The 13,463-nt window shown below is 63.9% G+C and carries 13 protein-coding genes, 1 pseudogene and 1 riboswitch; of the genes and pseudogenes, 3 read left to right on the top strand and 11 right to left on the bottom strand.

What is annotated here, in order from left to right; genetic code table 11:
* The 8 genes from QZY06_RS16335 to QZY06_RS16300 all read right to left on the bottom strand — a co-directional run.
* On the bottom strand, window positions 1-279 hold a 279-nt coding region (locus QZY06_RS16335), incomplete at its 3' end, for a hypothetical protein (protein ID WP_295686125.1).
* Between the two features lie 113 nt (window positions 280-392).
* Window positions 393-647 carry a hypothetical protein gene (locus QZY06_RS16330; RefSeq protein ID WP_295686124.1) on the bottom strand — a complete coding sequence of 85 codons (255 nt, stop codon included), beginning with the start codon at window positions 645-647 and terminating at the stop codon, window positions 393-395.
* Window positions 648-754: 107 nt separating this feature from the next.
* Entirely contained in the window at window positions 755-1,732 is a 978-nt protein-coding gene (locus tag QZY06_RS16325) for an SMP-30/gluconolactonase/LRE family protein (RefSeq protein ID WP_295686123.1), read from the bottom strand.
* 29 nt (window positions 1,733-1,761) lie between these two features.
* Window positions 1,762-2,364 (bottom strand): peroxiredoxin, encoded by a 603-nt coding sequence (locus QZY06_RS16320; protein ID WP_295686122.1) that lies wholly within the window; start codon window positions 2,362-2,364, stop codon window positions 1,762-1,764.
* 29 nt (window positions 2,365-2,393) lie between these two features.
* Complete coding sequence (locus QZY06_RS16315; RefSeq protein WP_295686121.1) at window positions 2,394-3,062, bottom strand: c-type cytochrome; 669 nt, start codon at window positions 3,060-3,062, stop codon at window positions 2,394-2,396.
* Entirely contained in the window at window positions 3,059-3,451 is a 393-nt protein-coding gene (locus QZY06_RS16310) for a hypothetical protein (protein ID WP_295686120.1), read from the bottom strand. Before QZY06_RS16310 ends, QZY06_RS16315 begins: the two co-directional genes overlap by 4 nt.
* Window positions 3,452-3,737: 286 nt before the next feature.
* On the bottom strand, window positions 3,738-5,192 hold the full coding sequence (locus tag QZY06_RS16305; RefSeq protein WP_295686119.1) for a DUF1501 domain-containing protein: 1,455 nt from the start codon (window positions 5,190-5,192) through the stop codon (window positions 3,738-3,740).
* A 27-nt stretch (window positions 5,193-5,219) separates the two neighbouring features.
* The gene (locus QZY06_RS16300) at window positions 5,220-7,550 is read right to left on the bottom strand and encodes a DUF1549 and DUF1553 domain-containing protein (protein ID WP_295686118.1); all 2,331 of its coding nucleotides are present in this window, start codon (window positions 7,548-7,550) and stop codon (window positions 5,220-5,222) included.
* Window positions 7,551-7,571: 21 nt separating this feature from the next.
* Between QZY06_RS16300 and QZY06_RS16295 the strand changes: the two genes are divergently transcribed.
* Complete coding sequence (locus tag QZY06_RS16295) at window positions 7,572-7,889, top strand: hypothetical protein (RefSeq protein WP_295686117.1); 318 nt, start codon at window positions 7,572-7,574, stop codon at window positions 7,887-7,889.
* A gap of 77 nt (window positions 7,890-7,966) precedes the next feature.
* On the opposite strand, the gene QZY06_RS16290 is transcribed toward QZY06_RS16295, so the two are convergent.
* Window positions 7,967-8,716: a cytochrome b/b6 domain-containing protein gene (locus QZY06_RS16290; RefSeq protein WP_295686116.1), complete on the bottom strand. Its 750-nt coding sequence runs from the start codon at window positions 8,714-8,716 to the stop codon at window positions 7,967-7,969.
* Window positions 8,717-8,719: 3 nt separating this feature from the next.
* Window positions 8,720-9,232 carry a cytochrome c gene (locus tag QZY06_RS16285; protein WP_295686115.1) on the bottom strand — a complete coding sequence of 171 codons (513 nt, stop codon included), beginning with the start codon at window positions 9,230-9,232 and terminating at the stop codon, window positions 8,720-8,722.
* 383 nt (window positions 9,233-9,615) lie between these two features.
* A riboswitch (cobalamin riboswitch) is annotated at window positions 9,616-9,816 on the top strand.
* A 106-nt stretch (window positions 9,817-9,922) separates the two neighbouring features.
* Here QZY06_RS16285 and QZY06_RS16280 point away from each other — a divergent pair.
* The gene (locus QZY06_RS16280) at window positions 9,923-11,878 is read left to right on the top strand and encodes a TonB-dependent siderophore receptor (RefSeq protein WP_295686114.1); all 1,956 of its coding nucleotides are present in this window, start codon (window positions 9,923-9,925) and stop codon (window positions 11,876-11,878) included.
* A gap of 14 nt (window positions 11,879-11,892) precedes the next feature.
* Window positions 11,893-13,086, top strand: coding sequence for a hypothetical protein (locus QZY06_RS16275; RefSeq protein ID WP_295686113.1), 1,194 nt, complete (start codon window positions 11,893-11,895; stop codon window positions 13,084-13,086).
* Between the two features lie 67 nt (window positions 13,087-13,153).
* Here QZY06_RS16275 and QZY06_RS16270 read toward each other — a convergent pair.
* Window positions 13,154-13,463: pseudogene (locus QZY06_RS16270) on the bottom strand (hypothetical protein); the annotation flags it as partial.

Below are 13,463 nucleotides of genomic sequence, written 5' to 3'. Positions count from 1 at the left end.
GATGGTCAGCGCATTGAGGCGGCTCAGCGATTCGCCTGAGACCACCGAGACAGATTGCGGCTTGTCTTTCAGCGCGGCGATGCGTGGCCTTGAGCGGATTACGACGGTATCGAGCTCGGCGCCATCGGCTTCCGTCGCCGGGTCCGCTTCCGCAGTGCCGGCTTCGGCCGTCGGGCTGACTTGTGCCAGCTCGATCTCGGATTCCGGTACCGGTGTTGCGGTCGCTTCTGCGCCATGCACGTTGAATGCGGCGATCAGCAGGCTGCCCCCCAGCAGCATGGTGGAGCCGAACTCCACTTTCGATCCCGCCGATTTCGCTGCCGGTTCTGACGATTGGCTATTGCGCTTGGCGAATGATGGCTGACGCTTGACTCGCTTTGAGGCTGACATCTCTATTTCCCCACTCCGTAGAATGCTTGCTGATCGCAAACGATGGGGAGGGCTGGAGCAGAGAGTGTGCCGTTTTCGATGAATGCGGCTGCAAGGCCGGGGAAAACGGGAATATCAGCTGCAAGTATCTGTTGAAAAGGATATTTAAATCTCGACAAGACACCAGTCACCGAAGTCTCCGGCGTGCTTGTCGAAGCTTCTTCCACACCAACTGTTGGAATATCAGCAGACTGCTGATGACTATTGTCTGGATTCAATCAGCGACATTGGCGGAGCCGAGCCAGAATCCTTGTGACTCCATGTTCAGAAATGGAAAGGCTCCAGTCGAACGGATCGACCGGAGCCTGGTCTTCGCGATCCGGGTTTACTTCGAACGGCCCTGATAGCCTCCGCTCAAGGTGGCGATCGAATAGACCGCGCCGCGTCCGACCACATACAGCGTCTTCTTGTCGTCACCGGCGAACGCGAGGTTCTGCGGTGCCTTCGGCAGCGGGATGATGCCGAGTGCGGCTCCCTTGGACGTGAACACCTGCACGCCGGCCGTCGACGCGACATAGAGCCTGCCATCACGATCGACGGCCAGGCCATCGGCGCCGCTGCTTGGGCCGGTATCGGTGTGCTTCCAGCCTTCGAGCCTGGCGAAATTGCGTCGTGGGCCGAGCCTGCCGTCCTTGTCGATGTCGTAGGCCAGCACGTGTTCGCCCGCGGTGTTGGCGACGTACAGGATCTTTTCGTCGGGGCTCAGCTGCACGCCGTTCGGGCGCTCGATGTCGCTGACAACTTTCTCCAGCTGACCACCGAGCGGCAGGTAGTAGACGCCCGGCTTGCCCGGTGGCGGCTGCTGGTCCGGATTGAGCTGGGTGCCGGAGTCGGTGAAGTACAGGCCGCCGCGCTGGTCGATCACCAGATCGTTCGGCCGGCCGAACGAGGCACCGTCATACCGTTCGGCGAGCACTTTCTCACGGCCCGGTGGATGGACGATGCCGACGCGCGGCTTCAAGGTCTGCACCGCGTACAGGTCGCCGTTCGGTGCAGCAGCAAAGGCGTTGATGCCGTTGGCCTTCTCCAGGAAGGTGCTGGTACTGCCGTCCTTGGCGAGATGGATGACCCGGTCGGCGCGATTCTCGGTGAAGATCAAGCTGCCGTCGGGCAACGGCAGCGGCCCTTCGGTGCCATTGAAGCCATCCTTGATCAGCTTGATTGGCGTGCCGGCGGCGACCACGCCGCTGATGCCCGTCGTTGTCGTTGGCGCGCTGGCGGTTGCCGCGTCCTGCGCACTCGCGGCAGAAATGACGGAAAAAATGCCGGCAGCAAGCAGCGCCGCCGTCGACTGTTTCGACATGGTCTGGACTCCTGTGGGGTGAAAGTGGCTTAGCGGCCGGCGCTTGGCGAAACGCCCAGTTGCTGCACGGCCTTCAGTGATTGCTCGACGTTGTCGGCCGGCTTCAGGCCGCTCAGGGCGGCGGCGATGCGGCCGTTCGGCGTGACGATGAAGGTGGTGCGCTCGGCGAGTCCGTGGCGGATCTCGGCACCGCGGGTGTCCTTCTTGCCGTCGCCGACCTCGCGGACTTGCAGGTCGAAAGCCCTGGCGATGGCGCCATCGGCATCGGAGGCGACGATGATCTTGCCGGCGCAGTAGGCGGGATCGGCGGAGAAGGCATTGAGCCGGTCGATACTGTCCAGCGACACGCCGAGAATGGTCGCGCCGGCTGCCGTAAAGCGCTCGTGATTGACCGCGAAGGTATGCGCCTGGATGTTGCAGCCGCCGGTGTAGGCCGAGGGGTAGAAGTAGACGACCACCGGTCCCAGCTTCAGCGCCTCCTTCAGTGAGTAGTCGAAGGGTTTGCCATCCAGCGAAGCCGGTGCGGTGAAGTCAGGTGCGATCGCGCCTTCCTTCAAAGCTGCGGCGGCGGGCGCGGCGATCACGGCGGCCAGCAGGCCAGCGGACAGGAGGTACTTCAGGTCGGGCTTCATCGGGTGATCCTGTGGTGGGCGTGAAAGCTTCAGGGCAGGGGTTGCAGCTGCGACAGCCAAGTCGACAAGGCGTCGATCTCGGCATCGCCCAGCGTCCTGGTGATGAGGTTCATGACGCTGATCGGCGCGCCGTTCTGCGGGCCGGCACGCCAGGTCCGCAGCCGTGCGCGCAGGTAGTCGGCGGACTGGCCACCGATCGCCGGCGTGCTGTCGCTGCCGGAGATAGCGCCGCTGCCGTTGACGCCGTGGCAGCTGACGCAGGCGATGACATCGCGGCTGCGATCGCCTTTCTCGAACAGGCTTGCGATGTCGGCATTTGCGGCCGCGCCGTTGCCGTACATCGGCGCAGCGCTGGCGTACCAAGCGGCGATGTCTTCGGCATCGGTGAGGCTCGGTGTGCTGGCATCGCGAGCGATCTGGGGATGGCTACGCTGGCCGGCCTTGAAGCGTTCGATCTGCACCAGTGTGTAGCCGGCCAGCTGGCCATCGAGGCGCGGTATCGACGTATTAGCAGCGTCGCCGCCGTGACAACCGACGCAGCCAGCAGCGCGAGCCTTGCTCTCACCCAGCGCCGGATCGCCGACGCCGATGCGTTCGGCGAGATCTTCCGCTGACAGCGCAGAGAGCGCCGGGCTTGCGTAGACCAGCAGCAAGCAAGCCACATGATGACGCCAGCGATGGAAGGTCGCCAGCATCATTTCAGCGGCTTGTAGAGGTCGTGGCAGCTGGTGCAGTTCTTTCCGACTTCGCGCGCGGCGGCGCCGGCGACGTCGAGATCCTTGCGGCTGATCGCCGCGAATACAGTGGCCAGCGAGTCCTTGCCTTGCCGGGCAAGCACCACCGCATCGTCGACGCCGCCCTTAGCCACGAAGTAGTCCTCGGTCCAGTTCAGGCCGGTCTGCAGCACTTCGGCATCGGCAAGCGCCGCGGCTAAATTGCCGGCACCGAGCGCGGGGCCGAGATCCTTGTTGGCATCGTCCATGTCGCGCATCACGTACTCGTCGAAATCGCCGAGATCGATCGCTGCCCATGCCAGGCCGCTGCTTGCTGCCAGCGACCAACCGATGATGTGAGCCCACTTCCGCATGACCGCTGGTTTCCTGTGTGCCGCGCTGTGCCGCGCTGATGACGGCGCGGCCACCGGCGATCGGATCGGGCCAGCAGCGGCGCTTGATTGAGGGATGCTTAAAACAGCCGGCCCGGAACGAGTTGTTCTACGGGCCGGCAATGACGCGACCTACTGAGGAGAGAGAAAGTCCCCGTCATGTCCGAGGAGGTGAGCATCCAGTTTTGGCAGTAGCAAACCAAATCAGAACTGGATTCCCGCCAGCGCGGGAATGACGAGTGATTGCAGGGATTCGAAAGGTGCTGCCCTAGGCCAGCAGTTCCTTGACCACTTCGCCGTAAACCACGGTCGGCCGTTCGGAGCGCCCGTTGTGCAGGAACGTGGTCTTCAGGTGATCGAGGCCCATCAGCTGCAGCACGGTGGCGTGCAGGTCATAGGTGTCGACCTTCTTGCCGACCGCCTGCATGCCGATCTCGTCGGTACCGCCGATCGTGGTGCCAGCCTTGACGCCGCCACCGGCCATCCATTGCGTATAGCCCCAGGGATTGTGGTCGCGGCCGTTGCCGCTCTGGCCGAACGGCGTGCGACCGAACTCGGAAGTCCAGACCACCAGGGTCGATTCGAGCAGGCCGCGCGACTCCAGATCGGCGAGCAGGCCTGCGATCGGCTTGTCGACCATCCGCGTGTGTGCGCGATGATTCGATTCGATGTTGTTGTGACCGTCCCAGTTCTTGCCTTCGCCTTCGATCTCCAGTTCACCGGACACCACCTGGATGAAGCGCACGCCGCGCTCGACCAGGCGCCGCGCGCGCAGCAAGGTTTCGCCGTAGGACTTGCTGCTTTCGTCGTCGATGCCGTATAGCGCCTTGGTGGCCTCGCTTTCCTTGGCCAGGCTGACTGCTTCCGGAGCAGTGACTTCCATGCGCGCTGCGAGGTCGTACGAGCGGATGCGCGCCTGCAGTTCGGTGTCGTTCGGATGATGACGGGCGTGACTGCGATTCAGGCGGTTCAGCAGACCCAGCGTGCTGCCCTGCTCACCCTCGGCGACCAGTTCCGGCCGATTGAGATGCAGGATCGGCGAGTCACCCGGGCGGAACGCCGTGCCCTGGTAGACCGCCGGCAGGAAACCCGAGCTCCAGTTGATCGCGCCGCCACGCGGTTCGCGCTTGTCGTTGTAGAGCACCACATAGGCAGGCAGGTCCGGATTGGCGGCACCGAGCGCGTACTGCACCCAAGCGCCGAGCGAAGGGCGGCCCGGGCTCAGGTCGCCGGTGTTCAGCTTGAGGATCGAGATGTCGTGGGTGGCGCCGATCGTGGTGCTCGACTTGATCCAGGCGATCTTGTCGGCCTGGGTGGCGAGGTTGGGCAGGAAGTCCGAGAACCAGGAACCGCTTTCCCCGTACTGCTTCCACTCGCGCTTGGTGGCCAGCAGCTTGTTCGAAGTACCGCGCACGCCTTCCTTGATGCCCTTCATGAACGAGGCCGGCACTTCCTGGCCGGCGAGCTTGATCAGCTCGGGCTTGTAGTCGAACAGGTCCAGCGTGCTCGGTGCGCCGTCCATGTGCAGCCAGATCACCGACTTCACCTTGGCCGGGAAATGCGTCGCCTTGGGGGCCAGCGGATCGACGAGACCACCAGCGGCGGCGTCGCTGGCGGAAGCCGCGGACGGGAAGAAGGCGCCGCCGAGGGCAAGTCCGCCAATACCGAGTGCAGCGTTTGCCAGCAATTCGCGACGCGAGGTCGGCTTGTTGAAATCAGTCATGCGATGTCTCCGGAAAATGGGTCTTGTTCAGAAGCGATAGGTGAATTCGTTGGAATTGACGACCGCATGGGTGAGATCGACAAACGCGGCCGCGCGGATCGGATCGAGTGGGCCGGCCTTCTCGAGGCCGGTGGGCACGTTGATCGCGAACGTGCCGTTGGCGGCTTGCTGCTTGAGCACCTTCTCCTGGCTGTCGAGGAAGGCCAGCAGGGTCGCCTTCTCCTGCTTGTCCGGCTTGCGGGCGTAGACGATTTCGTACAAGCCATCGAGCTGGGCTGATGCCGACGAGCCGCGCTCGCGAATGACCCGGCCCGCCAGCGCCTTGGACCAGTCGAAGACGATGTCGCTGTTGAACAAGGTCAGCGCCTGCAACGGCGTCGTCGTGATGTCGCGCTTGGCATGCGCCTGCTGGGTGTTGGCGATGTCGAACGGCTGCAGCAGCGGGTAGGGAATGCTGCGCCGCGTGAAGATGTACAGGCTGCGACGATTCCAGTCGTCGTGATTGCTCGACACCGTCCAGGCATTTCCGGTGAACAGGTTCGACGGTACCGGCGGAAACACGCTGGGGCCGCCGACCTTCTCCGCCAGTTCGCCGGAGGCCACCAGCAGCGAGTCGCGAATCGTTTCGGCATCAAGCCGGCGTCGTGGAAACACGGCCAGCAGCTTGTTGTCCGGATCGGCACTGGCCACGTCCTGGCGGAACGCCGAGGACTGCCGGTAGACGCTGGACAGCAGGATCTCGCGATGCAACTGCTTCACGCTCCAGCCGTGCTCGATGAAGCTCGAGGCGAGGTGGTCCAGCAGTTCCGGATGGGTCGGCTTCTGGCCGGCCTTGCCGAAGTCGCTCAAGGTCTCGACGATGCCGCGTCCGAAGTACTGATCCCAGACCCGGTTGACGAAGACGCGAGCGGTCAGCGGGTTCTGCGGACTGGCGATCCACCTGGCCAGCGCCGTGCGGCGACCGGAGCTGGTGGCCGTCGGCACGATCACCGGCTTTTCCGAGGTGATCGCCGCCGGAAAGCCGGGCTGCACTTCTTCCAGCGGCCGCTCGAAGTCGCCGCCGAACAGCAGATGCGTCGGCGGTGCCTCGGTCTGGCCGAGTTCGCTCATCGCCGAAATCTTCAGCGAGCCACCCTCGGGCTTCAGCTTGTCGAACTTCTTGAGGTCGTCACCGAGCTTGCGGTATTCGTCAGCCAGTCCGGCGTACTCGGGCTTGTATTGCTCGGCACTAGGGTCCGCGTTGTCACGCAGGAAGGCGGACAGCACTTCGTCGGTGCCGTAGTCGGAGAACCGGTTGATGACCCAGCGATCGTGCGCCGTCCACTGCGCTTCCGGTGTCGAGTAGAGCTTGCGCAGTGACGCCTGGGTGGCCTGCGAGTATCGATCGAGCAGGTAGTGCTTGGCCGGCTCGCGCACCTGATCGATGATCGCCTTGCGCCTGGCGCGGATCTCCGCCGTGGCGGCCTTCCACTTCGTATCGGCCTGCTCATAGGCGATCTCCAGCGGGCCCTTGGTAGCCGCGATGTCGTCGACCGCGCTGGTGTTGGCAAAGAACGCCTGGAGCTGGAAATACTCCTTCTGCGAGATGCGGTCGGACTTATGATTGTGGCAACGCGCGCAGCCCACGGTCTGGGCCAGGAACACTTCGCCAACGGTGTCGACCATGTCGGTGGTGTGCTGGTACTTCTTCTGCACCAGGTCGCGGGAATTGATGTTGTCCGGGTAGCCACGCAGGAAGCCGGTGGCGACCAGGGCATCCTGATCGCCAGGCTTCAGCTCATCGCCTGCCAGCTGTTCCTGCACGAACTGGTCGTAAGGCTTGTCGTCATTGAAGGCCTTGATCACCCAGTCGCGATAACGCCACATGTTCGGCCGCGTCTGGTCGCCCTGGAAGCCGGCGCTGTCGGCGTAGCGGGCCAGATCCAGCCAGCGACGGGTCTGACGTTCGCCGTACTTCGGCGAGGCCAGCAGGCGGTCGGCGAGCTTCTCGTAGGCGTCCGGCGAGCGATCGGAGACGAAGGCATGCACTTCATCCGGCGTCGGGATCACGCCCCAGACATCGAGCGTGGCGCGACGGATGAACGAGGCGCGATCGGTGTCCTGCGACGGTTTCAAGCCCTGGGCTTCGAGCTTGGCAAGCACGAAGGCATCGATGGGTGTGCGCACCCAGCGCGCCGCCTTGACCTTCGGCACCGGTGCCGTTGCCACCGGCTGGTAGGACCAAAGCGCCGTCGATCTGGCAGCCGGCACTGCGCTGCGTGTGGCAGTTGCGGCATCCGGTTGTTCGGCAGCGGTAGCGCTGAGCGCTGCGACCAAAAGCCCGACGACAAAAGCCTGCGTTGACTGTTTCCTGTTCATTCACTGTTTCCTGGGTTCTACTTGCTGGCCAGCGACCACCGCGAAGTGGAGTTGTGCGGAGCTGCGATCTGGAGTGGCGTCAATGCCTTCCGGATGTTTGCAGTCGGTAGTGGATTGCAACGGCCGAGCCAAGCACGTAACCATTACCCAAGCAGTGCATCATTGCCCTCAAAAATCGATGCAAAACATTGTTTTATAAGACTAAATATCTGTCTATCCGAACGTCTTCCGGAGCGTTCTGGCTCACGTTTCGTGGTAGTGGGAAGCGGGGTTTGCTGGCTTTCCAGCATCGTCGGCAACAGGCTGCTGTCGAGCGAGCAGCAGGCTTCGGATGGATGATCGGAATCGGTGAACGGCGATGTGCAAGTGGAGACATCGATGGACAGAGGCTGCGAGACGCAGCCGCTGTCAGTGCCTCATTCGAACGACGAGAGTCCGGCAGCCGGCGCGTGGGTCACCAGCCAGGCGAGGGCGGTGATGACGATCACCAGCAACAGCAAGGCCAGCACCAGCCGTGAGGAACCGATGACCTCGTCACCGTTGACCGCATGGGCTGGCTTGCGGCCGGTCCACATCGCGCGGACCAGGTTTTCCCGGGCCAGCAGACGGTGCACGAGGATCGCCAGCACGTGGATCAGGATTGCGGCGGCAATCCAGTTGAACAGCAGCTTGTGCACCGCGGTCAGCTGCAGGCTGAAGTCTTCGCTGACCCAGGCGTACAGCGGGCCGACGTTGAAGATTTCATCATTGCTGAACAGGCCGGTGGAGGCCTGCACGAACAGCATTGCCAGCAAGGCGAGCACCATCAGCGCGCCGAGCGGGTTGTGTCCGGCATGGCGCGCCGGCTTGCCGCGCAGCAAGCCGGTGGCGTAACGGCTGATCGCCCGCGGCCCCTGCACGAAGCTGGCGAAGCGGGCGTGACGCGTGCCGAACAGCCCCCAGAGCATGCGGAACGCCACCAGCACGGTCACCAGATAGCCGGAGGCCAGATGCAGGCTGAAGTACTCCGGGCCTAGACGGCTGGTGACGTAGCTGGCCAGCACGCCGGCGACCAGCGTCCAGTGAAAGACGCGCACCGGCAGATCCCAGACCCGACGTTCATCGCGTGCCGGCGCCGCCGTTTCGGCGGGCGCTGCCGTGTCGAGGCCAGGCCTGATCGACGACATCGCTTACTTGGCCTTGTACTCGTCGTGGCAACCCTTGCAGTCCTTGCCGACGGCAGCAGCCGCGGCCTTGAAGGCATCGGCATTGCCGGCGTCCTTCTCGACGACCTGGGCCAGGGCCAGCACGTGGGTCTGGAAATCCTTAAGCCTGGTGTCGAAATCGGCGCGGTTGCTCCAGATCTCCGGCTTCGCCTTGGTCTCGCCGGTGGCGGAGAAATCCGGAAACACTTCGCTCAATTGCGGCGCGAGAAAGGCGACTCTGGCGACGCGCTTCTGGATGTCGGCGGCGTCGTACGGAATCTTGCCCTGCAAGGTGTCGCCGACCGGTCGGAAGTTGCTGCCGATCAGGGTGAACAGCGCGCGGCGAACATCGATCACCTGCTTGGCAGTCGGCGCGGCAACGGCCGGCGCTGGATCGGCGGCCGAAAGGCTGAACGCCGAGGCACCGAGCACGAGTACGCAGGCGCCCAGCGCGGCTCGTCGCAGGAGGACATGGCGGGATTGGGAAAGTTTGATCACGGTTTTCGGAGGGGTCGGAGTGAAGGATGGGTTGCCGACGAAAACCGATTCGAAAGCCGCAGGGTCTCGACGAACAACGACGTTGGAAGCCCAGAGAGCGCAACGACCGCGCCAGCTGACGAAGCCTTCCGGGAATCTCCCGCAGGCTGTTATTCGCGCGATGCAAGACATTGATATCAATGCTGTTATCGGATCGGTTGAACACCAGCCGCCCAGCCTGAAGAGGCGCGCAGCGATCCGGCGAAAGCGCGCATTGTTGTTTGCCAAGCAGCAGGACCTGCAGTCTGCTGCAATCCAAGCAATGAACCTTCAGCGTGTCGTTCGCGAGCCCGGACGATCGCCGCCCACTGTCGCGGTTCACAATCACGGCCGGCGGGATTCCGCTTAGAATCCGCCGCGCAGGTGTCCGAAGGCTGCTGGTCCAGGGCCGGAGGGTGAAACGGGAAGCTCGTTGAATTCGAGCACTGCCCCCGCAACGGTAAGCAGGAAGCTTCGGCACAAGGCCACTGGATCGCCACGATCCGGGAAGGCGCTGAAAGCATCGCCTGCGAGTCCGGAGACCGGCCTGCAAAAAATCTTCCGTGGTCGCGGTGGGCGACTGTACGGGTGTGGCCCTAGGCCACGCCGACCACGGCGTTTTTCGTTCTACCGAGACGAACCGTGGCGGCAAGTGGGCAGCTGTGCAAGCGAATGGGCCGAACTTTTCTGGCGTTGTCGGCCGGCTGGTCCGCGTGCTCGGCAGCCGATGATCCGGCTGATACGGCGACTGAACTGCCGACTGTCACCGTGGTCGGCCAACGCACCGAATTGCTCGATAGCGGCGTGGTCATCCGGGTGCCCATCGATCCCCTGGTGGCCAGCGATCTGCCCAGCGTGTTGTCGACCCTTCCCGGCGTGCAGGTGCGGTCTTCCGGCGGTCTCGGCAGCTACAGCGAGGCCAGCCTGCGCGGCAGCAGCGGCCGGCAGGTGCGCGTGCTGCTCGATGGCCTGCCGCTGGATACCGGCGGCGGCGATGCCAGTTCGCTGTCGCTGATCAGCCCGCTGCTGCTGGAGCAAGTCGATGTCTACAAGGGCCGCGTGCCGGCGCAACTTGGCAGCGGTCTGGCCGGCACCATCAACCTGCGCAGCCGTCGGGAACTGGCGGCGCCGGTAGTCGGCACTGCAGTGCTCGGCAGCTTCGGCCAGAAGCAGGTCGATGTGGCCGCACAGCTCGGCAGCGCGTTCCAGCTTGCAGTCGGCGCGCAGGGCGCCGATAACGATTTCGACTACGTCAACAAGTTCAAGGCCTTTGATCCGACGGATCCGGATCGCACCCGCAAGGAGCCGCGGCAGAACGCCGGTACCGAACAGTATTACGGGCAGCTGCGCTATTTCGGGCCAGTGGAAGTCACCCTGAATGCCTTGAACGACTCGCAGCAGTTACCGACCCGGCTCAATGCCGCAGACACGCAAACCGAGCTCGACACCCAGTCCTACGCGCTGTCGCTGACCAGCCCGCAGGGATCGACCTGGCAGACCGCGCTGTCGCATCGCTACACGCGGGAGACCTACAGCGACCCCGGCAGTCAGCTCGGGCTGGGCGCTCAGGAAACGCGCTCGGATACGCAGCGCAGCCTGGCCAGCATCGGTCGGCGCTTCGGCGACGTGTTTCAGGACACGCTGACCATCGAACACGCGGACTACCAGGCGGAGGACAAGTTCGGCGGCGTGCCGACCCGCTCGGCGCGTCGCATCAGCGCCGGCAACGGTTTCGATGCGCAGCTGGTTGATGGTGACCGTCACTACAACGCCAGCCTGAACGTCGCCTGGTCGCGCGACGTGGCCGATGGCGAGCACGAGGAGCACACGCGAATCGAGCCCGCCGTCGGTGCCACTCAGCGCGTCGACAATTGCCTGCTCGCCGCCAATCTCGGCCGTCGCGAACGCCTGCCAACCTTCTTCGAGCGCTACGGCGATCGCGGCCTGTTCCGGGGCAATCCGTCGCTGAAGCCGGAGAGCGCGAACTACGGCGATGTCGGCGTGCGCTGCCAGCCCGGCCCGCGCATTCAGCGCCTGGAACTGACCGTGTTCGGCCAGGACCTGCACGACGCCATCAGTCCCACCTACAACGCCCAGGGCATCGGTCGTTCGATCAACACCGATCAGGCACTGATCTACGGCGTCGAAGCCGATAGCGCCGCGACCTTGGCCGGCTTCGGTTTGCAGCTCGGCGGCACCTGGCAGCACACGGAAGATCGCAGCCAGGTTCGCGACACCCGTGGCAACCCCTTGCCGGGCCGCTTCAAGACTCAGATCAACGCGCGCATCGAGCGGCGCTGGCAGATGCTGACGTTCTACTACGCCTATCGGCTTGAAGCCGGGCAGTACTACGACAGCACCGGCCTGCTCAAGGCGCCGACCGCGCAGCGTCATGACGTCGGCGTGCGTGGCGCTTTCGCCAAGGTCGGTTGGGCGCTGCAGGCACTCGATCTCAGCAATCAGCAGGCCGAGCAGTTCAACGGCTATCCGACGCCCGGCCGCCGCCTGCTGCTGTCTCTGACTTATCCGCGCAACGAGCCGGTCACCGCTCAAGACCCCGTTCAAACCCATCCTGCTTCACCTGCCGAACCGCTGTCTGATCCATCTACCCAGGGCCCAAGCCAATGAAAAACCCAGTGACAATGAAAACCCTCAGAACCTGTCTGCTGCTGTTGCCAGCCATGCTGCTGGCGGCTTGCGATGGCGGCAGCAACGCTAACGACGCACCTCTGTTCGCGGATTCCGCCGTCATCGCTACGCGTGCCACCAATTACAGCAGCGGCGCGGTCTCGCTGGTCGCGGCCAGCGCTCCGTTCACTGCGCGGAATAGTGTGGCGGCCAGCGCCACCTCGGACCTCTTCGTGCGCAGCGGCGGCGATCATTACTTCGTGGTCAAGCGCTTCGATACCAACCAGGTGCTGCGTTACGCGGCGAGCAACCCGGCGACGCCGGTCTACACCTACTCGACGCAGGACGCGACCGACGGCACGGCTCAGAGCAACCCCAGCGATCTGCTGATCGTCAGCGATACCAAGGCCTATCTGCTGCGCTACGGCTCCGGCAAGCTGTGGATCGTCAACCCGTCTGCCACCACCGAAGCGGCGTTCAAGATCGGCGAGATCGATCTGTCCGCTTACGACACTTTCGACGGCGTGCCGGAAATGACCGCAGGCATCGTCAGGAACGGCCGCCTGTATGTCGCCATGCAGCGACTGGAAAGCTTTGCTTCGGTCAAGACCGGCTACATCGCCGTGATCGACATCGCGACCAACACCGAGATCGATACCCAGCCGGCTACCGACGGCCTCAAGGGCATCGAACTGCCGGTACGCGACCCGGTCAGCCTGGCTGGCATTCCTGGCAGCAACAACATCCTCGTACTGGCCGACGGTGGTTACAGCGGCGCGCCTGATTACGCTCAGCTCTACGAGGGCGGCATCGTTCGTATCGACACGGCGGCGAACTCCGCCACCTTGGTATTCGACGATGGCGATGCCACAACACATCCCTTCGACTTCTTCGCCGATATCGCCACCGTGACTTCGGACCGTGCCTACTTCATCAGCAGCACTGGTTTCGGCGCCGCGCAGACGCTGTACCGCTTCAATCCGAACACCAGCGCAGCGCCAGTCGCCGTGCCGGGGTTCCAGGCTGTAGCGATGGGCTCTCTGGCGGTCGATCCCAACGGCAAGCTCTGGGTGACCCGTACCAGCTCCACGCAGCCAGGTGTCAGCATCCTGGGCTTCACCAGCGGTGCTGAAACCGTGGATGCATCCTTGATCGATACCGTGCTGACGCCGATCAACATCGACTTCATCACCGTGCCGGTGCTCTGAAGCCAAGTATCAAACGAGTGTTCTCGCCGAGCCGGGATTTCCCGGCTCGGCGCGTTTCGTAACTCAGTTACGGGCCAGCTTGGGCCGGCACCCGCTTCCCGCCGGCCAGCAGCGCTTCCTGAATCGGCGCGCCGGTGATCTTCAGCGAAACCGTACGCGCGTTCCGATCGGCCACCACTTCAAGCAGGCCGGCGTTGATCGCCGAGATCACATGCCCGCCTTCGATCTCGACCGAGTAGCCGTTCGGATAGTGCAGGGACGGCACATAGATCGTGGTTACCGTTCCAACTGGCGCTGGCTCACCTGAAGCGAGCGTCGTCGAGTAGCTGAACGCGAAGCGCTTGCTACTCGCCTCGAAGGCATAGGCCAGCGGCACG

The sequence above is a fragment of the uncultured Nevskia sp. genome, assembly GCF_903885465.1.
In the GTDB taxonomy this organism is placed as follows: Bacteria; Pseudomonadota; Gammaproteobacteria; order Nevskiales; family Nevskiaceae; genus Nevskia.
Note: the sequence above shows the minus strand (reverse complement) of the source record. Positions and strands in the feature narration are given on the sequence as shown.